This window comes from Algihabitans sp., assembly GCF_965226985.1.
Classification (GTDB): domain Bacteria; phylum Pseudomonadota; class Alphaproteobacteria; order Kiloniellales; family DSM-21159; genus Algihabitans.
The window spans coordinates 1,746,187-1,764,182 of sequence record NZ_OZ245712.1; the positions used below are offsets into that span (position 1 = coordinate 1,746,187).

Genomic DNA, 17,996 nt, shown 5'->3' on the forward strand with positions numbered 1-17,996 from the left:
CTCACGCCCATGGCCACGACGTGCGACTCGAGGCCGGATTCAGGGTCGGAATCCCCCTAGATTGGACGTCGCTGGCTGATGGCTGAGCACAGCGTCCCGGCCGCCCCGAGGCTTCCCGAGACAGCCATTGTCCTCGGAAGCGCGGCGGCGGCCTCCGCCGCCATGATCCTGCTGGCGGCAAACCGCTTCGGCGCAACGGCTGCGGATTGGCCGGGCTTGGCGGCGGCTACGGCAACTCTCTTTTTCACGGGACTTGCGGTGTTAGCCGGAACGCCGAGGGGCTGGCGCTGGATCGGGGCCACGGTCTGCGCCCATCTGGGCCTGCATCCCTGGCTGGCGGAAGCGGCGACGGTCAATCCACTCGGCGCGCTGAGCGCGGCTTTCGTCGCCTTGGCCGTCTGGATCTCGCTCGGACTCTTAAGCGAGCAGCGGCTGCAAGGCTGGGCGAGCGCCCCCTGTCTCGGTCTGCTGGGTCTCGGTCTGCTGGCCGGTCTATCCGTCCTGGTTCGGCCGGATCTACCGGTCCTGATCCTGCCGCTGGCGGCCCTGGCCGTAGGACTGCGCCAGGAACGCCGCAGGCTCTGGCGCGATCTCGCCCTCTTCACTCTCGCCGGCGGGGCAGCCGGCATTTGCGGGCTGCTGCTGCGCGGGCAGATCTTCGGACTGGACAGCCGCTGGGCGCCCGGCAACCCGGCTGACCTTTACGAGTTTGTGCGGATCAACGCGGTCGGGATCACGGCCGGGCTGGCGGCCTTGGCGCTACTCGGCAAACGCGCTTGGCGGCAGGCGGCGCTGCTCTTCCTGCCGTTGGCGATCTTCGCGAGCGTTACCCTCGGGTGGAGCCTCCAGCAGGATGGCACGAGGAGTCTCTACCTCCCCCTGCTTCCTCTGACGGCAATCACCTTCGGAGTCCTGCTGGCGCGGGCGCTCGACGCACTTCCCGCGCTTCGGCCCAGGGACGACCTGGGCAAGATCGCGGCTTTGATCCTGGGCCTAGTTTTCGTTTTTCACCTGCTGCCTCCGAATGGCGGTTGAGACTCGCAAAGGAAGCGCAGACACCACAGGGACGCCGGCTCAGTTGCGACTCAATCGCATTTACTCTAAGACCCGTCCCGCAGGCGTCGCGGTCGCGGCTCTGCCCCACCGCTGTTTCGCTCTGCCCGACCGCCATCACGCGAGGCGCACCTCTTCAACCATGTCCGTTCGAAGCAACGCCTCGTCGAGCTTGGTCGTAAGCTTCGAGACGCACTACAGCGACCTCCTGCGGTTTCTGATCAGACGGACCGGTTGCGTCGAACTGGCAGCCGATGTCGCCCAGGACACTTTTCTTCGGGTCGCCGGGACAGAACCGACTCAAGCTATCGACAATCCACGCGCCTATCTGTTTCGCATCGCAAGCAATCTCGCCACCGACCTCTTGCGCCGGGAAACCCGGTTAGCCCAGCGTTCTGCCGTACTCGACGCAGGAAGCGAGAGCCGAACGAGATCTCTTGCGGATCTTTCAAGCTCTCCTGAATCGGTTTTTCTGGCGCGCGAGCGCTTGAGGCTCCTGGACGACACACTGCTGCAGCTGCCGGCAAACGCACGGCGAGCCTTGCTGATGAGCCGTGTCGAAGGCGTCACCTTCGCTTGTATCGCCGCCGAACTCGGCGTCTCTGAAAGCATGGTCGCGAAGTACATCGCCCAAGCGCTCAAAGCCTGCCGCGACCGCCTACGCCAGGCCGATGCGGAGCAACCGCACGACCTCACGCGCATGTAGAGAGGACTGCCAGAGGCCAGCGTCCTGCTACGCGTCGCCGAAACGATCCGGGCCGCAACCTTTCAGTCGAGGATCGATGCAGGTCATCCGGCAACGACTGTCGGACGCGACAGACCATGGGTAGGCTGGAGGCCATGGGTAAGCTGAAGGCTTGTCAATCCGGGCAACGTCGGTGCTACCGTCGATCTTGTGCGCGTGCCCCGGGAACAGCGCCAAAGACTGGAGGGATCACAGCATCGATGACCGACAAGGCCGCCGATGATCGAGCGCCCGAGGACAGGACTCTCAGCGACCTCGCCATCGAACATCTCGTTCATCTGCAGTCCGGTCGCGCAACAGACAGCGAGCGAGAGCGCTTTGCCGCCTGGCGTCGAACGAGCCCGGCTCACGAAAGGGCTGCGCGCGAGGCGGAACGCATCTGGGTCGATTTGGCCGAGACCGAAGTGGCCAGCAGCCACTGCACAGCGCAGACGAAGGACACGTCCCGACGGCGACGCGAGCAGGCTCGCCTCAGCCCCGCCCGAGTATGGATCTCGCCAATGTCGCGGCGAGCGCTGATCTTCGCCGGCGGCGCTGCCGCCTGCTCGATCGCGGTGGTCGGCGCAGGCAGGTTCGGCGACCTTTCCGGCCTCCTCGCCGATCATGCGACCGCGCACGGTGAGCGCCGGGAGGTCCTATTGCCCGACACTTCGACGGTCGCGCTCAACAGCGCCACGGCAATCAGCCTCGACTACACCGCAAGTGCGCGGCGTCTGCTCCTGCATCGGGGCGAGGCGCTCTTTACCGTAGCTCGCGACGCAACAAGGCCGTTCATCGTCACGAGCGAACTGGGTGCGGCCAAGGCCGTCGGAACCGTCTTCGCCGTTCGGCGGGAGGGAGCGCAGTCACGCGTTGTCGTTGTCGAAGGCGCGGTCGACGTTCGGCAACATCAGGATCCCGGCCGCTCCCTTCGTCTCGCAGCCAATCAGCAGACGACGCTCGGCTCCAACGGCCTCTCGGCGCCCCGGACGGTCGACGCCACCGCCGCAACGGCCTGGACAAGAGGCAAGCTCGTCTTCAACGCAACTCCCTTGGCGGCGGTCGCCGCCGAGATCGAGCGCCACCATGCCGGCCGGATCATCATCCTTGATGACGGACTAAGAGAGCTGCGCGTGTCCGGAATCTTCGATCTCGGTCAGCCGGACGCCATTCTGCGCACGCTCGAACTGACGCTTGACTTGGATATGGTCCGCCTGCCCCTTCTGACGATCATCCGTTAAAGGCGCAACATCCGAACAAGGTTCGGACCGCGCAAAGTTTTTTCGCCAGGGCACTGCAAGATCGTGCGTCCTGCTTCGTCTATGAACCAGTTATGCAAATAAGTCGCATTTGCATGGGCGGCTTGGTTCGAAAGACGGAGTTGGGGGACAATGGGGTTCGGAAGCACAGTCTACCGAGGCAAAGGATCGACAGCGCCTGGAGTTTCATTCGCATCGCTACGTACGACTGCGGTCGCAAAGGGGCTGGGACTTACCCTCCTCGCGTTCACTGCTGAAGCCAACTCCCCGTCGGTCTCCGCTGGGCCGCATGGGCAACCACAGCTTACGCAGGCTTTCAGTCAGGCTTCAGGGGCAAGCGAAGAGATTTTGGTGTTCGACATTCCAGCTCAGGCCCTCGACTTCGGACTTACGGCCCTCGCGGATCAGGCAAACCTGGAAATCTTCTATAGCTCCGATCAGGTCGCCGGGCGCAGGACCGAGGGCCTGTCAGGCCGGCACACGCCCGAGGCGGCGCTTGATCTTCTGCTCGCGGGCAGCGGCATCACCTACCGTTTTCTGGACGGCAATACAGTCACGCTCGAACTGGTGGCTGAGACGCAGTCCGGCGGGGATGCAAACGTACAGTTGGAGCCGGTTGTCGTCTCCGCCACCCGGACGGCAACGCCGATCTCGGAGCTCACTCGCTCTGTCACCGTCGTGACCAGGGAGGAGATCGACCAGCAGAAGCGGATCGACCGCAGCGTCGGCGAAATCCTCTCCAAGAGCGTGCCCGGTTTCAGCCCCAGCACGGAAGCCTTGACGGACTTCGGGCAAACCTTGCGTGGCCGGACCTTCCTGACCCTGATCGACGGTGCACCGCAGTCGACGCCTCTACGCGACGGCCGGCGGTCGCTCAACTCCATCGATGCCGATGCGATCGAGCGTATCGAGGTGGTACGCGGCGGCTCGGCAGTCTATGGCTTCGGCGCCAGCGGCGGCTTGGTCAACATCATCACCCGCCGGCCGGAAGAGGGCACCATCAACGCCGAGTCGGAGGCTGGGGTTAAGTTCTCAGCGACTCACCCCGACGACTCCGTGGAGTGGCACACCAACCACCAGGTCTCGGGACGTATCGAGGGGTTCGACTACCTGCTGAACGGCACCTTCGTGCAGCGGAACAGTTTCTTCGACGCCGACGGCGACCGTATTTCCGCCAATGCCTTCAGTGTCCAGGGCGGGTTGGCCGACACCGACCAACTGAATGTGCTGGCCAAGCTTGGGTACGAGTTCGACGACTCGAACCAACGCGTCCAAGTGAGCTTCAATCACTTCGACATCTTTCAGGATACTGACTTCGCAGCTTCGACAGCGGGCGATCCGGAAAGACGGATCAAAAGCCGGGCCGTGCGCGGCAATCCCAACGAGAAAGAACCGGGTACGCGCAACACGCTCGTCAATCTGGAATACAACAACCGCGACATCTTCGGCAGCGATCTCAAGCTTCAGACCTACTATGGCGATCTGAAGACCAGGTTCGCGCTCTTTCCAGGCTTCCCACAGAATGAAATCAACTCTGAGAAGATTGGGGCACGCCTGACGGTGGACACGCCCGTCAAGTTCGAGCCCCTGCCTTTCAACGTGGTCTGGGGCGTCGACTATCTGCACGACGACACAGAGTCCCCCCAGTTCGGCGGCCGCTCCACCTCACCCGACATGTCGCAGGACGCAATCGCCGGCTTCGTACAGCTTGGCGTGCCCCTGGGCGACTGGGCTCTGGTGAGGGCCGGGGTGCGTCATGAGGCGATCAAGGTCGACGTCGACGATGTCTTGAACTTCCGAAACGTCTTCGTTCGGGGCGGAACCCTCGATTTCGACGAGACGCTGTTCAACGCGAGTGCGACGCTCTTTCTGACGGACAACTTCGAGGCCTTCGGCGGCTTCTCTCAAGGCTTTTCGCTCGCCGACATCGGTCGAATCATTACCGACACCACGGCAACCGACGTCTCCCAACTCGAGTCCGAAGTGCAGGTCGTCGACAGCTACGAGCTTGGCTTTCGCGGGCGCGGCACCCACTGGGATGCTTCGATAACCGGCTTCCTGAGCGAGTCGGACAGCGGCACCACCTTCTCCTCCAATCTTCTGATCGCGAAGCAGCCGGAACGGATCTACGGCGTCGAGCTGGCCGCCAACGTCGATCCGTTCGATCAAGTGCGTCTGGGCGGCACGGTGAGCTGGCTTGAGGGGCGAATCGATCTGGACGACGACGGCGACTTCGACGAGGACCTGCCGAGCACCAGGGTCCCGCCGCTCAAGATTACCGGCTACGTCGACTACAGTCCCTTCGACTGGTGGACGGCACGCCTGCAGGGCCTCTACTCCGGCCACCGCAACCCGGACAGCACCCAGTTCGGCAGCGGCGACGTCGACCCCTACGTGGTGTTCGACCTCTTCAGCAGTTTCGATACCGGTTTCGGCGTCGTGGATGTCGGTGTCGAGAACCTGCTGAACGAAGACTACTTTCCCGTCCTCAACCAAGCAGCGGCGCAGCCTTTCGCCTTCTCGACGGCACCCGGAACCACGGTCTCCCTAACCTACTCCATCGCCTGGTAAGCGTTCGGTGGCAGAACGCAAGCGGCAGCCGTGACGCGCAGGTCCCTCAAGGCGTGGTATCTCGTCCACAAGTGGACGAGCCTCGTCTGCATGGTCTTTCTGCTGATGCTCTGCGTGACAGGGCTGCCGCTGATCTTCCACCACGAAATCGATCACGCACTCGGCCACAGCGTCCACGCGCCCGATCTCGCTTCCCATCCGGATGACAGCCTGTCCGGAGCGTTGCCCCCCCGGATGCCGCAGGTCGCCGATCCAGGCCGCATCGTCGCCGATGCAGCACGACGACGTCCCGGAGAGGCGGTCCAGTTCCTCATTCGAGACCCCGAAGAACCGAACCTCTGGTTCGTCCGCCTGGGCGAGCGCATCGACGCGCCGGAGGCTTCGGCCTTCTTTACCTACGACGCGCGAACCGGCCGGCTGCTTAACGAGTATCCGCTCAATCAAGGTGTGATGAACGTGGTGTTCCGACTGCACTACGACCTGTTTCTTGGACTGCCGGGGACGCTGTTCCAGGGCTCCATGGGGTTTGTCTTTCTGCTGTCGCTGCTCTCGGGCCTTTTTCTCTACGGCCCCTATATGAGCAAGCTCCGCTTCGGGACCGTCAGAACGACTAGAAGCAGACGCGTTCGCTGGCTGGACCTGCATAACCTCTTTGGGATCGCGACGCTGGTTTGGCTTTTCGTCGTCGGTCTGACCGGCGTGATCAATACGCTCGCGGTGCCGATCTTCGGCCACTGGCAAGAGACCCAACTTGCCGAGATGATCGCTGACATACCCGATGCTCCGGTCGTGCGGCCAATTGCACTGCGCGTGGGTAAGGCGGTCGTCGCCGCGCAAGCGGCGGCTCCCGAATTGGAGCTTAGCTTTCTGGCCTTTCCCGGTACCGACTTCTCGAGTTCCGGGCACTTCGTCGCCTTCATGCAGGGACGAAGCGCCTGGAGCTCCAAACTGCTCACGCCGCTTCTGATCGACGCCCGCACCTCCAGGGTCGTCGATCGGCGCCAATTGCCTTGGTACGTCACCGCGCTTCTGATTTCGCAACCCTTGCACTTCGGAGACTACGGCGGCTTACCGCTCAAGATTCTCTGGGCTCTCTTGACCGTGGCAGCCATCCTGATTCTCGGCAGCGGTCTCTATCTGTGGCTCAAACGGCACAGCGTCTCGTTCGATTCCTGGTTCGCGGTACTCGAAGAGGAGCAACGGGGAACCGTCCAGAATGGCCGCCGCTTGCGGGAGGGGATCCGGGGGCCGTCACACCGGCGCGCAGGGCGAAGCGATCGCTTACGCCAGGGCAGATCTGGAGGGCTCCGCTCGCCCTCGGCATCGCCTGCGCGGTGGGTTTGACGGCTGCGCTTCTGTCGGACGGCGCGGGCGACCTGCTTTCCTGGATCGCGCTGAGCCTGCCTCTTCTGGTCGCTCTGCGATACGCGCTGCTCTCGTCCTCGCGGCGGTAGGAAACGCCGCGACAGGCCTCAGAAGGGAATATCGTCGTCCAGATCGCCGGGTCCGGGCGCACCGCCGCCGCCAAAACCGCCCCCTCCCCGGGAGCCGCCGCCTTGGGAACCGCCCCCCTGGTAGCCGCCGCCCGAGTCGCGCTCGTAGCCGCCGCCACCTCCGGCGAAGTCGTCACCGCCGCCACCGCCGCGCCCGTCGAGCATGGTCATCTCGCCGCGATAGCGCTGCAGCACCACCTCGGTGGAGTAGCGCTCTTGACCGCTTTGGTCGGTCCATTTCCTGGTCTGGAGCTGACCTTCCATGTAGAGCTTGGCGCCCTTCTTCACGTAGCGTTCGATGACGTCGATCAGCCGTTCGTCGAAAACGACGACTCGATGCCATTCCGTCTTCTCGCGCCGTTCCCCGGTCTGGCGGTCGCGCCAGTTTTCGCTGGTGGCTAGCGAGAGATTGGCGACCTTGCCGCCGTTCTGCAGGGAGCGGACCTCGGGATCCCGCCCCAGGTTGCCGACCAGAATGACCTTGTTGACGCTACCGGACATAAACCGAAACCCCTTCCTGAACTCGCGCGACGTGCGATTGACGCGCGAGCCTAGAGCGCGATGGTTTTCGATGGAAGCGGCTTCGCTCCGACCGAAAAGGTGAATTGCCATCCGGTGTAGCCAAACGCTTGTCGAAGGGAAACAAGCAAGCAACACTGCCTTGTGGAAAAGGCGGCACCTAGGAGTCGCCAAACACCCTGTCGGCATCCATATTGGCGTCGGCGGGCTGCCGCGACGCGCCGGTCCGAACTCCCGACACGCCTTGCTGAAACCGCGAGCAGACGAGAGGCCATGGCCCAGCGAAAAGCCAGGGGTGCCGCTAAGGCATCCACCGTGGATGCGCCCGTGATCGAAGTGCGCGGCGCGCGCGAGCACAATCTGAAGAACGTCGACGTCGTGCTGCCGCGTAACAGCCTGGTGGTGCTGACGGGGCTGTCGGGCTCCGGCAAGTCGTCCCTCGCCTTCGACACGATCTATGCGGAGGGCCAACGGCGCTACGTCGAGAGTCTGTCGGCCTACGCCCGTCAGTTCCTGGAGTTGATGCAGAAGCCCGACGTGGACTCCATCGAGGGGCTGTCGCCGGCGATCTCCATCGAACAGAAGACTACCTCCAAGAACCCGCGCTCGACCGTCGGCACGGTGACGGAGATTTACGACTACCTGCGTCTGCTCTACGCCAGAGTCGGTATTCCCTATTCGCCGGCCACGGGCCTGCCGATCGAAAGTCAGACCATCAGTCAGATGGTCGACAAGGTCATGGAGATGCCCGAGGGCACCCGGCTCTATCTGTTGGCGCCGGTCGTGCGCGGCCGCAAGGGCGAGTACCGCAAGGAGCTGGCCGAGCTGCAGAAGCGGGGTTTTCAGCGGGTCAAAATCGACGGCCGCCTGTACGAAATCGACGACTCGCCGAAGCTGGACAAGAAGCGCAAACATGACATCGAGGTGGTGGTCGACCGCGTCGTGGTGCGGGAGGGGCTGGAAAGCCGGCTGGCCGATTCCTTCGAAACGGCGCTGGCGCTGGCGGACGGCCTGGCCTTCACGGAGGAGGCAGACGGCGGCGCCCGCGCGACCTTCTCCGCCCGTTTCGCCTGCCCGGTCTCCGGCTTCACCATCGACGAGATCGAACCACGGCTGTTTTCCTTCAACAATCCCTTCGGCGCCTGCCCCGCTTGCGACGGTCTGGGGCAAACGACCTACGTCGATCCGGAGTTGGTGGTACCGGAGGCGAACCGCAGTTTGCGCAATGGCGCCATCGCGCCCTGGGCCAACTCCTCCTCGCCCTACTACGCGCAGACGCTGGAAAGCCTAGCGAAGCACTATGGCGTGTCCTCGAACGATCCCTGGGAGGAGCTTCCCGAGGCGGCACGCACGGCGATCCTCTATGGCACCGACGGCAAGGCGGTCGCCATGGCGTACGACGACGGCCTGCGCAGCTATCAGACCGACAAGGCCTTCGAGGGCGTTATCCCGAACCTGGAGCGGCGCTGGCGCGAGACGGACAGCGATTGGGTACGTGACGAGATCGGCAAGTATCAGGCGGCCAAGCCCTGCGACGCCTGCGACGGACACCGCCTGAAACCGGAAGCCCTGGCGGTCAAGGTCGACGGTCTGCACATCGGCGAGGTCTCGGCCATGTCCGTAGCCGAGGCGGCCAAGTGGTTCGCAGGCCTGGAGGCACGGCTGCGCCCGCAGCAGCAGGAGATCGCCCGGCGGATCCTGAAAGAGATCAACGAGCGGCTGGGTTTCCTGAACGATGTCGGGCTCACTTACCTGACGCTGGGCCGTGCGTCCGCCACCCTGTCCGGCGGTGAAAGCCAGCGTATCCGCCTCGCCTCGCAGATCGGCTCCGGCCTGACGGGCGTTCTCTATGTCCTGGACGAACCCTCCATCGGGCTGCATCAGCGCGACAACGCCCGCTTGCTGGAGACGCTGCGGCGCCTGCGCGACCTCGGCAACACCGTCGTCGTGGTCGAGCACGACGAAGACGCCATCCGGACCGCCGACTGGGTGGTCGATATGGGGCCCGGTGCCGGCCAACACGGAGGGCAGGTGGTCGCCGAGGGCGTGCCGGCGAAAATCGAGCAATCTCCGGAGAGCCTGACCGGTCAATATCTGACAGGTCTTCGCCAAATCGCTGTCCCGACCGAACGTCGGAAGGGACACAAGGGGCAGAAGATCAAGGTGATCGGTGCCAGCGGCCATAACCTGAAGCAGGTCGACGCGGAGATTCCGCTGGGAACGCTGACCTGCGTCACCGGTGTGTCCGGTTCCGGCAAGTCGACCTTGACGATCGAGACGCTCTACAAAGCCCTGGCGCGCAAGCTGAACGGCGCGCGCGAGGTGCCGGCGCCGCATGAGGCCGTCGAGGGCTTGGAGTTTCTCGACAAGATCATCGATATCGACCAGTCGCCCATCGGCCGCACGCCCCGCTCCAACCCGGCGACCTACACCGGCGCCTTCACCCCGATCCGGGACTGGTTCGCCGGCCTGCCGGAGGCCAATGCTCGCGGCTACGCGCCGGGACGCTTTTCCTTCAACGTGAAGGGCGGGCGCTGCGAGGCTTGCCAGGGCGATGGCGTTATCAAGATCGAGATGCACTTCCTGCCCGACGTCTACGTCACCTGCGACGTCTGCAAGGGCAAGCGCTACAATCGGGAAACGCTGGAAGTTACTTTCAGAGGCAAATCGATCGCGGACGTTCTTGAGATGACGGTCGAGGAGGCGCTCGATTTCTTCAAGGCGGTGCCGGTGATCCGCAACAAGATGGAGACGCTGCAGCGGGTCGGCCTCGACTACGTCAAGCTGGGTCAGCCGGCGACCACGCTGTCCGGCGGCGAGGCGCAACGCGTGAAACTCGCGAAGGAGTTATCGAAACGCTCCACCGGCAAGACCATCTACATCCTGGACGAGCCGACGACGGGTCTGCACTTCGAGGACGTGCGGCGGCTGCTGGAGGTTCTCCAGGCGCTGGTGGACGCGGGGAACACCGTCGTGGTGATCGAACACAACCTCGAGGTCATCAAGGTGGCCGACTGGATTATCGATCTCGGTCCAGAGGGCGGCGATGGCGGCGGCCGGATCGTGGCGCAGGGTACGCCGGAGGAGGTGGCCCGCAGCGAAGGAAGCTACACCGGCGCTTTCCTTGCCCCCTACCTGCCGAAGCCGCTGCGCACAAACCGCCGCAAGCGGGCCTAAGGAAAGCCGTCCGTTCCGCAGCTCCGCGAGCGGCGGCGTGACCAACGGCGGGCCGGAGTCCCAGGCTCGCCCGGAAAGAAGAAACGCAGTGCTCGACGAACTGACGAAGATGGGCCCGCGCCCGGATCTGCGGGAAACGTTCGAATGGCTGACAAGACAGGCCATGCAGGAGGTGCGGCGTGCCAGCTTTCTGCTGGCCGGCACCTGTCAGCGGCTGCGCGAGGCCGGGATCCCAATCGACCGCTCCAGCCTGCACATACTCCAGCTTCACCCGCTATTTTCCGGCCGAACCCTCGTCTGGACCTCGGAGACGGGCGGAACGGTTCAGGTCGACCGGGAACATGGCGTCCAGAACACCGAGATGTACCTGCGCAGCCCGATCAAGCCAATCTACGACGGCGGCCCGGCCCTGCGGCGGCGGCTCGACATCGACGAGGGCGACTTCGACTTTCCGATCCTCCACGATCTCAAGGCCCAGGGCTTCACGGACTACACCATTCGACCGGTTCTCTTTTCACGCGGCCAGACCATGGCCGTCAGCTTCACGACGCAACGGGCCGGCGGTTTCACGGAAGCCGAAATCGAAGCACTGGACGAAATCCTGCCGACCTTCAGCCTGGCGTTGGAACTGCAGGAAACCCAGCGGACGGCACAGCTCCTGCTTGAGACCTACATCGGCCCGATTGCCGGCGAGAACGTGCTGGAGGGGTCGATCCGACGCGGCGACGGTGCCGTGATACATGCGGTCGTCTGGTACTCCGACCTCCGGAACTTCACAGGGCTCTCGGAGACACACCCTCTCGACGAAGTTCTGGACGTTCTCAACCGCTATTTTGACGCCATCTGCACGGCGGTCACGGGGCACGGCGGCGAGATCCTGAAGTTCATAGGCGACGGTGTGCTCGCTATCTTTCCCATCGCCGAGCACGGCGCGGGCGACCGCAGGATCGCGCAAACCGCCATGGCGGCGGCTCGGCAGGCTCTTCGGGCTCTTGAGGATCACGGCGATATCCGCTGCGGCATCGCCCTGCATCTGGGCGACGTGATGTACGGCAATGTCGGCGCACGCGACCGGCTCGATTTCACCGTGATCGGGCCGGCCGTCAACCTCGCGACCCGCCTGGAGCCTTTGACCAAAGGCGAGGCTCCGACGCTCGTGCTCTCCGAAGAGTTCCTACAAGCCTGGGGCGGCAAGGCGCGCTCGCTCGGCAAGACTGAGCTAAAGGGGATCAGCGAGCCGCGCGAGGCCTTCGTTCCGCAGTTCGAGGATTAGGGCGCGAGTCACGCCTTAGGTGGGATCGCTCTGGCGCCCTCACCTCGGGCGATCCTGCTCTAGAAGCGCACCCCGAGAGTCACCGCGCCAAAGAGGTCGTAGTCCTCGTCGTCCTCCTGTTCGGGCGAGCGCAGCACCGTGGTGAAGACCAATCGCGCCCGGTCGTAGGAGACGGCCGCTCCGCCCTGGAGATCGAAAACCAGGTTGTTCTTCTTCACCGACTGGCTGTCCCGGAAAGTGTTGCCGTCCAGGAAGATGTTACGCACAACCGCCCGTGCCTCACCGCCGCCGAAGAGGTACCAGCCAAGCCGCTTCTCGCGGGTGAAAAAGTCAGACCCTGGGACCGAGGGACGGATCCGGGGCGGCCCGAAGTCCCGGTCGGGCAACCCCCCGCCGATCCGGAAAGTGGCCCCCACACCGGCATGAGTCATGACGTTGCCCAGCGAAGCGCCCGCGTGCGGCAGCACGTCGGCCTGCATACCCAGGAACTCTCCAGGCGTCCGAAACCGCCACTTGCGTTCGTAGGAGAGGACGAAGCCGGGCTCGTTCTCGAGCTGATTGTCCCAGCCGTCGGCTTCGGGGACGCCGATAATATTGTGGAAGGTGTTCTGAACGAACTCGCCCTGCGCCAGGGGACCGACCACCCCGAGATCCAGATTTACGGCCTCGTAGTTCCTGTAGGCCTCGTCGTAGGCCACTACGCCGAAGCCAAGGTACAGCCAGGCGGCATAGGGGCGATCGTCGTCGATCGGATCCTCCGCCCCGGTGTCTTCGGGCGTGAAGAGGCTCTGCCCCAAGGCCAGCTTCCAGCGCCGGTTCGGATAGGGATCGGGAAAGGGGACCGACGAAGCCCAGCTCTGCAACGTTTGATGAGGGCGCCGCCAGTCCTCGCCCCCGCAACCGCCGTTGACCTCGGGCGACAGCAGCGAGAGTCGCGTTCCGTGCGTGTAGTTGCGGTCGGTGCCGGCGATCTTATCGTTTTCGATCTGCAGGCTGACGATGACGTCGCATTCCGGACGGTCATCGGCCTTTACAGGGGATGCCGGCAAGAGCGCGACACTGCCAACTGCAAGCAAAACCAGAAATCGCATCAAGGGACCGACCTTCCGAAATCCAAAGAGCGCCTACAGTCCAGAGCCAGAAACTCGGACGCCGGACACTGCCTCAGGCACGAACCGCAAAACAGCCTACCTCAAACAATGTCGCTCTCTTGTCCGTAGCCTGACCTGAGCAAGGCACCGTTTGGGGAGCAGTCTGCGGACGAGATCGTGATATTCGCGATTTTCCTACGAGTCTACGAGGTTGCAACTCGAAAGGTGTAACGCGCCTGCTAGAGCGCGATCGTCTCAGGTGGAAGCGTTTGGCTTCCGCCTGAGACGTGAATCGCCCTCTAACCTTGTGATAAGAGTCGGATTCACGCCTTAGGTGGGATCGCCACAGCGATCCCACCTAAGGCGATCCTGCTCTAGTCCTTTGGTTGCACCGGCAGGGGGCCTCGGCTATCTGTCGAGACATGACGGCCACACAACAAACAGTCATTCACGTCGTCGGCGGCGGTCTCGCAGGCTCCGAAGCCGCCTGGCAAATCGCGAAACGCGGCGTCGCCGTGGTGCTGCACGAGATGCGGCCAGAGCGCGGGACCGACGCACACCAGACCGATGGTTTGGCCGAGTTGGTCTGCTCGAACTCCTTCAGATCCGACGATGCGCTCAACAACGCTGTCGGCCTGCTGCATGAGGAAATGCGGCGCTGTAACTCCCTGATCATGCGCAGCGGCGATGCGCACAAGCTGCCAGCCGGCGGCGCGCTGGCAGTGGACCGTGACAGCTTCTCCGCTGCCGTGACGGCGGCACTGGAGGCCGAACCGCTGATTACCATCGAGCGCGGAGAGGTCGAAGGCCTGCCGCCGGCCGAGTGGGACTCCGTGATTCTGGCGACCGGCCCCCTCACCTCGCCGTCCCTGGCCGAAGCGATCGGACGTTTGACCGGCGAGGCGCAGCTGGCCTTCTTCGACGCCATCGCCCCCATCGTCTATCGGGAGTCCATCGACTTCTCCAAGGCTTGGATGCAGTCCCGCTACGACAAGCCAGGCCCCGGCGGTTCGGGCAAAGACTACGTGAACTGCCCATTTACGAAGGAAGAATACGAAGCCTTCGTAGCCGCGCTGCTGGCCGGCGAAACCACCGATTTCAAGGACTGGGAAAAAGACACGCCCTACTTCGAGGGCTGTCTGCCGATCGAGGTCATGGCAGCGCGCGGCATCGACACGCTGCGCTACGGCCCCATGAAACCGGTCGGCCTGACCGATCCCCGAACCGGACGTCAGCCTTACGCGGTCCTGCAGCTGCGCCAAGACAACGCCCTCGGCACGCTCTACAACCTCGTCGGCTTTCAGACCAAGCTGAAGTACGGCGCGCAGAGCGAGATCTTCCGCATGATCCCCGGCCTGGAGGCGGCCGGCTTCGCACGGCTAGGCGGCCTGCACCGCAACACCTTCATCAACGCACCGCGTCTGCTGGATGGCGAGCTGCGGCTGAAGGCGCAGCCGCGCCTGCGCTTCGCCGGTCAGATCACGGGAGTCGAAGGCTACGTCGAGTCGGCCGCCGTCGGCATCCTGGCCGGACGCTTCGCGGCGGCCGAGCGGCTGGGGGAGACGCAAACTGCACCGCCCGGTACGACGGCGCTCGGCGCCTTGCTCGGCCACATTACCGGCGGCGCGGACGCGGAGACCTTCCAGCCAATGAACGTCAATTTCGGGCTCTTCCCGCCGCTGGGCGCCGGCCCGGACGGAAAGAAGATCAAGAAGCGCGAACGCAAGCCGGCGATGGCGCGACGAGCGCTGGCCGACCTGGACGGCTGGCTTGGCGGATCCGAGCCCGAAAACCGGACTCCGGGCAACCGGCAGGCGGCGGAGTAGGCCGAGCATGGCGTTTCTGACCGATCTGCGCGAACTTTTCCAAACGCAAGCGGAGCGCCTGCGCAACCGTCCCTTCCTGGAAGCGGCGATGGCGGCCTCGGCCCTGGTGGCGACGGCCGATGGCGAAGTATCCTTTTCGGAGCGGATGCGGGTCGACGAGCTGCTAGGCAGCCTGGAGCTGCTCAAGCTCTACGACGTCCATACCGCCGTCGACCTGTTCAACGACTATGTCGCCGCCCTGGAAGGCGACCGGGACGCGGGCCGCACCCAGGTCTTCACGGCCGTGGAGAAGTTCGCCGAGGATCCGCAGTGCGGTCATCTGCTGCTCCGCATCAGCCGCGCCGTCTGCGAGGCCGATGGTGCCTATTTGGAAAGTGAAAAGCGCGCGGTCGAAGAGTTGGCGAAGCGGCTCAACCTGCCCCCTCACCTCCTCAGCTAGCCACCGTTCCGCCGGGCTTGGCGGGCGATATCCGCGCGGCGCTGATCTTCTTCGCTGAGCAGCCCCTCGTGGCGAAACAGCAGAACCAGAACCAGCAGCAGACCGATCAACCCCATGCGCAGCGCGCCGGCCTGGGTCGCCAGCTCCGGCGGCAGCCAACCGGTAACGATCTGGCTGCCGGACCAGATGCCCCAGATGATGAAGGCGCCCAGGACCGCGCCCTTGGTGTTGCCCGACCCACCGGCGATCAGCATGACCCAGACCAGAAAGGTCGTCTGCAGCGGCACGAAGGCTTCGGGGCTGATGAAGCCGACGAAATGCGCATAGAGCGCACCGCCGAGTCCCATGAGGGCGGAGCCGAGCACGAAGGACTGGAGACGGAAGGACTTCACGGTCTTGCCCGATGCCAAAACGGTCAGTTCGTTCTCGCGAATGGCCCGCAGCACCCGCCCCCAGGGAGCCCGCCGCGCCCGCTCGACCAGCAGGAAGATCACCAGCACGGACAGCAGCACCAGCACCATGTTGGCCAGTGCCATGCCTTCCGGACCCAGGTCGGCGAAGGGTCGCGGGACACCGCCGATCCCGCGCACGCCGTTGGTCAGCCACTCCTCGTTCTTCAGAAACAGGCGCACGATTTCGGCGATGCCGATGGTGGCGATGGCCAGATAGTCGGCCCGCAGGTTCAGGGTGATCAAACCGATCAGGAGCGCAAGCACGGCAGAGACCAGCATCGCCCCGATGAAGCCGACCGCCAGCGGCAGCCCGAGGCCTCCGCCAAAGGTCGCCGAGGGCTCGATGGTGAGCAGAACGGAGGTATAGCCGCCGACGGCAACGAAACCGACGATGCCGATGTTGAACAGCCCCGTCAGGCCCCACTGCACGTTCAGCGCCAGCGTCCAGACGGCGTAGATGCCGGCGATGGTGACGAAGAAGATCGCGTAGTTCAGCAGAGGGTCCATAGCGTCTTCGTTCCTCTCCGCGCCTAAGTGCTGCTGCCGGCAAAGATGCCGCGCGGCCTGACGATCAACACCAAGACCATGATCCCAAAGGAGACGGCCGGCTTGTATTCGGGCGGGATCACCAGGGTCGAGAGTTCCTGAGCCAGTCCGATCGTCATTCCCCCGGCGATGGCGCCGTAGGGTTTGCCGATCCCACCGAGAATGGCCGCCGCGAAGATCGGCAGCAGCAGTTGCCAGCCGAGATTGGGATGAAGTTGCGCGTCGAGCCCGGCGAATATGCCGCCGACGGCGGCCAGGGCGATACCGATCCCCCAGGTCCAGAGAACGACCTTCTCGGTATCGATGCCGGTGACCCGCGCTAGGTCCGGATTGTCGGACATGGCGCGCATCGCCTTGCCGACCCGCGTGTACTGCAGAAAGAAATGCAGCGACGTCACCAGCACCAAGGCACCGCCCATGATGACGAGATGATCCGGCTTGATACGGATGGCGCCGTCCCCGAAGGGAATCACGTAGGGAAGCTGAATGCCCTGGACATAGACCTGGACGTTCGGGCCCCAGATGATCTGTACCGCGGAGCGAAGGATCAGCGCGACGCCGACGCTGGCGATCAGCAGGATGACCGGCTGCGTGCGCCTGAGGCGCCGATAGATCAGACGATCCGCGATCAAGGCGACCAGCAAGGTGGCAAGAGCCGCGATGGGAATCGAGACCAGGATCGGCAGTTGCGCCGTCGCAATCAGGCTGAGGGCGAAGTAGGCGCCGAGCGTCAGGAAATCGCCGTGCGCGAAGTGCGCGAACTTCAGAATGCCGTAGGTCAGCGACAGGCCGATGGCGCCCAGGGTCAGGATGCTGCCAAGCACCAGACCGAAGAGAATAAGTTGCAGCAGTTCCGCCATCGCTCGTCGTCAGCCCCCCAGGAACATCTCGGCGACTTCGCGGTTTGCCAGGAGGCTCGCGGCACTGTCTTCGTAGCGATTGCGACCCGCCGCCAAGACGTAGCCGCGATGGGCCATCCCGAGGGCCTGCTTGGCATTCTGCTCGACCATCAGGATCGACACGCCAAGCTCGCGATTCACATCCCGGATGGCGGCGAACATGTCGTTGACGACGGCGGGGGCCAGACCCGCGGTCGGTTCGTCGAGCAGTAGCAACTTGGGTTCAAGCATCAGCGCGCGCCCCATTGCCACCATCTGCCGCTGACCACCGGAAAGCTGCCCGGCCGGTTGCCGTCGGCGGTCTCTCAGGATCGGAAAGAGATCGTAGACCTTCTCGCGTTGGGCCTCGAAATCGTCGCGCCGGACGAAGGCGCCCATGTCCAGGTTCTCGGACACCGTCAAGCTCGGAAAGACGTTCTCCGTTTGTGGGACGAAGCCGATTCCCTTCAGGACGATCTTGTTCGGCGCGAGGTTGGTGATGTCCTGGCCGTCGAAACGCACCGAGCCCTCGCGCAGATGGACGAGACCGAAGACCGCCTTCATGGCCGTCGACTTGCCGGCGCCATTGGGGCCGATGATCACGACGATCTCGCCGGGCGCCACGGTCAACTCGACACCCTGCAAGATATCGGCGCCGCCGTAGCCGCCGGTCATCCCTCTGGCTTCCAACATGG

14 protein-coding genes are annotated in these 17,996 nt (G+C 64.2%); 9 read left to right on the forward strand and 5 right to left on the reverse strand.

The window, feature by feature from the left end:
• Positions 1-78 precede the first annotated feature (78 nt).
• The 5 genes from ACO054_RS08040 to ACO054_RS08060 all read left to right on the forward strand — a co-directional run bounded on the left by ACO054_RS08040 (position 79) and on the right by ACO054_RS08060 (position 6,951).
• Positions 79-1,035, forward strand: coding sequence for a hypothetical protein (locus tag ACO054_RS08040; protein ID WP_421709912.1), 957 nt, complete (start codon positions 79-81; stop codon positions 1,033-1,035).
• 160 nt (positions 1,036-1,195) lie between these two features.
• On the forward strand, positions 1,196-1,759 hold the full coding sequence (locus ACO054_RS08045) for an RNA polymerase sigma factor (protein ID WP_421709913.1): 564 nt from the start codon (positions 1,196-1,198) through the stop codon (positions 1,757-1,759).
• 239 nt (positions 1,760-1,998) lie between these two features.
• Positions 1,999-3,018 carry a FecR family protein gene (locus tag ACO054_RS08050; protein ID WP_421709914.1) on the forward strand — a complete coding sequence of 340 codons (1,020 nt, stop codon included), beginning with the start codon at positions 1,999-2,001 and terminating at the stop codon, positions 3,016-3,018.
• 369 nt (positions 3,019-3,387) lie between these two features.
• Positions 3,388-5,607, forward strand: coding sequence for a TonB-dependent receptor domain-containing protein (locus ACO054_RS08055; protein WP_421709915.1), 2,220 nt, complete (start codon positions 3,388-3,390; stop codon positions 5,605-5,607).
• Positions 5,608-5,637: 30 nt separating this feature from the next.
• Complete coding sequence (locus tag ACO054_RS08060) at positions 5,638-6,951, forward strand: PepSY-associated TM helix domain-containing protein (protein WP_421709916.1); 1,314 nt, start codon at positions 5,638-5,640, stop codon at positions 6,949-6,951.
• Between the two features lie 128 nt (positions 6,952-7,079).
• On the opposite strand, the gene ssb is transcribed toward ACO054_RS08060, so the two are convergent.
• On the reverse strand, positions 7,080-7,601 hold the full coding sequence (ssb, locus tag ACO054_RS08065; protein WP_421709917.1) for a single-stranded DNA-binding protein: 522 nt from the start codon (positions 7,599-7,601) through the stop codon (positions 7,080-7,082).
• A gap of 291 nt (positions 7,602-7,892) precedes the next feature.
• Between ssb and uvrA the strand changes: the two genes are divergently transcribed.
• Together uvrA and ACO054_RS08075 are read left to right on the forward strand one after the other, a co-directional pair.
• Entirely contained in the window at positions 7,893-10,796 is a 2,904-nt protein-coding gene (gene uvrA / locus ACO054_RS08070; protein WP_421709918.1) for an excinuclease ABC subunit UvrA, read from the forward strand.
• Between the two features lie 88 nt (positions 10,797-10,884).
• Positions 10,885-12,069 (forward strand): adenylate/guanylate cyclase domain-containing protein, encoded by a 1,185-nt coding sequence (locus ACO054_RS08075; protein ID WP_421709919.1) that lies wholly within the window; start codon positions 10,885-10,887, stop codon positions 12,067-12,069.
• 59 nt (positions 12,070-12,128) lie between these two features.
• On the opposite strand, the gene ACO054_RS08080 is transcribed toward ACO054_RS08075, so the two are convergent.
• Positions 12,129-13,160: a lipid A deacylase LpxR family protein gene (locus tag ACO054_RS08080; RefSeq protein ID WP_421709920.1), complete on the reverse strand. Its 1,032-nt coding sequence runs from the start codon at positions 13,158-13,160 to the stop codon at positions 12,129-12,131.
• A 422-nt stretch (positions 13,161-13,582) separates the two neighbouring features.
• Between ACO054_RS08080 and trmFO the strand changes: the two genes are divergently transcribed.
• On the forward strand, positions 13,583-14,986 hold the full coding sequence (gene trmFO, locus ACO054_RS08085; RefSeq protein WP_421709921.1) for a methylenetetrahydrofolate--tRNA-(uracil(54)-C(5))-methyltransferase (FADH(2)-oxidizing) TrmFO: 1,404 nt from the start codon (positions 13,583-13,585) through the stop codon (positions 14,984-14,986).
• Positions 14,987-14,993: 7 nt separating this feature from the next.
• Positions 14,994-15,425 (forward strand): TerB family tellurite resistance protein, encoded by a 432-nt coding sequence (locus tag ACO054_RS08090; RefSeq protein WP_421709922.1) that lies wholly within the window; start codon positions 14,994-14,996, stop codon positions 15,423-15,425.
• Here ACO054_RS08090 and ACO054_RS08095 read toward each other — a convergent pair.
• The 3 genes from ACO054_RS08095 to ACO054_RS08105 are packed head-to-tail and all read right to left on the reverse strand — an operon-like array spanning position 15,422 to position 17,994.
• A complete protein-coding gene (locus ACO054_RS08095; RefSeq protein WP_421709923.1) occupies positions 15,422-16,384 on the reverse strand; it encodes a branched-chain amino acid ABC transporter permease in 963 nt (320 codons plus the stop codon). The two genes, ACO054_RS08090 and ACO054_RS08095, sit on opposite strands and share 4 nt — an antisense overlap.
• Before the next feature lie 23 nt (positions 16,385-16,407).
• A complete protein-coding gene (locus ACO054_RS08100; protein WP_421709924.1) occupies positions 16,408-17,283 on the reverse strand; it encodes a branched-chain amino acid ABC transporter permease in 876 nt (291 codons plus the stop codon).
• Between the two features lie 9 nt (positions 17,284-17,292).
• Complete coding sequence (locus ACO054_RS08105) at positions 17,293-17,994, reverse strand: ABC transporter ATP-binding protein (RefSeq protein ID WP_421709925.1); 702 nt, start codon at positions 17,992-17,994, stop codon at positions 17,293-17,295.
• Positions 17,995-17,996 lie beyond the last annotated feature (2 nt).

Coding starts and splice junctions, on each gene's coding strand:
- ACO054_RS08095 (WP_421709923.1), bottom strand. CDS start 16,384: ATGGACCCTCTGCTGAACTACGCGATCTTCTTCGTCACCATCGCCGGC.
- ACO054_RS08105 (WP_421709925.1), bottom strand. CDS start 17,994: ATGTTGGAAGCCAGAGGGATGACCGGCGGCTACGGCGGCGCCGATATC.
- ACO054_RS08045 (WP_421709913.1), top strand. CDS start 1,196: ATGTCCGTTCGAAGCAACGCCTCGTCGAGCTTGGTCGTAAGCTTCGAG.
- ssb (WP_421709917.1), bottom strand. CDS start 7,601: ATGTCCGGTAGCGTCAACAAGGTCATTCTGGTCGGCAACCTGGGGCGG.
- uvrA (WP_421709918.1), top strand. CDS start 7,893: ATGGCCCAGCGAAAAGCCAGGGGTGCCGCTAAGGCATCCACCGTGGAT.
- trmFO (WP_421709921.1), top strand. CDS start 13,583: ATGACGGCCACACAACAAACAGTCATTCACGTCGTCGGCGGCGGTCTC.
- ACO054_RS08050 (WP_421709914.1), top strand. CDS start 1,999: ATGACCGACAAGGCCGCCGATGATCGAGCGCCCGAGGACAGGACTCTC.
- ACO054_RS08090 (WP_421709922.1), top strand. CDS start 14,994: ATGGCGTTTCTGACCGATCTGCGCGAACTTTTCCAAACGCAAGCGGAG.
- ACO054_RS08080 (WP_421709920.1), bottom strand. CDS start 13,160: ATGCGATTTCTGGTTTTGCTTGCAGTTGGCAGTGTCGCGCTCTTGCCG.
- ACO054_RS08040 (WP_421709912.1), top strand. CDS start 79: ATGGCTGAGCACAGCGTCCCGGCCGCCCCGAGGCTTCCCGAGACAGCC.
- ACO054_RS08100 (WP_421709924.1), bottom strand. CDS start 17,283: ATGGCGGAACTGCTGCAACTTATTCTCTTCGGTCTGGTGCTTGGCAGC.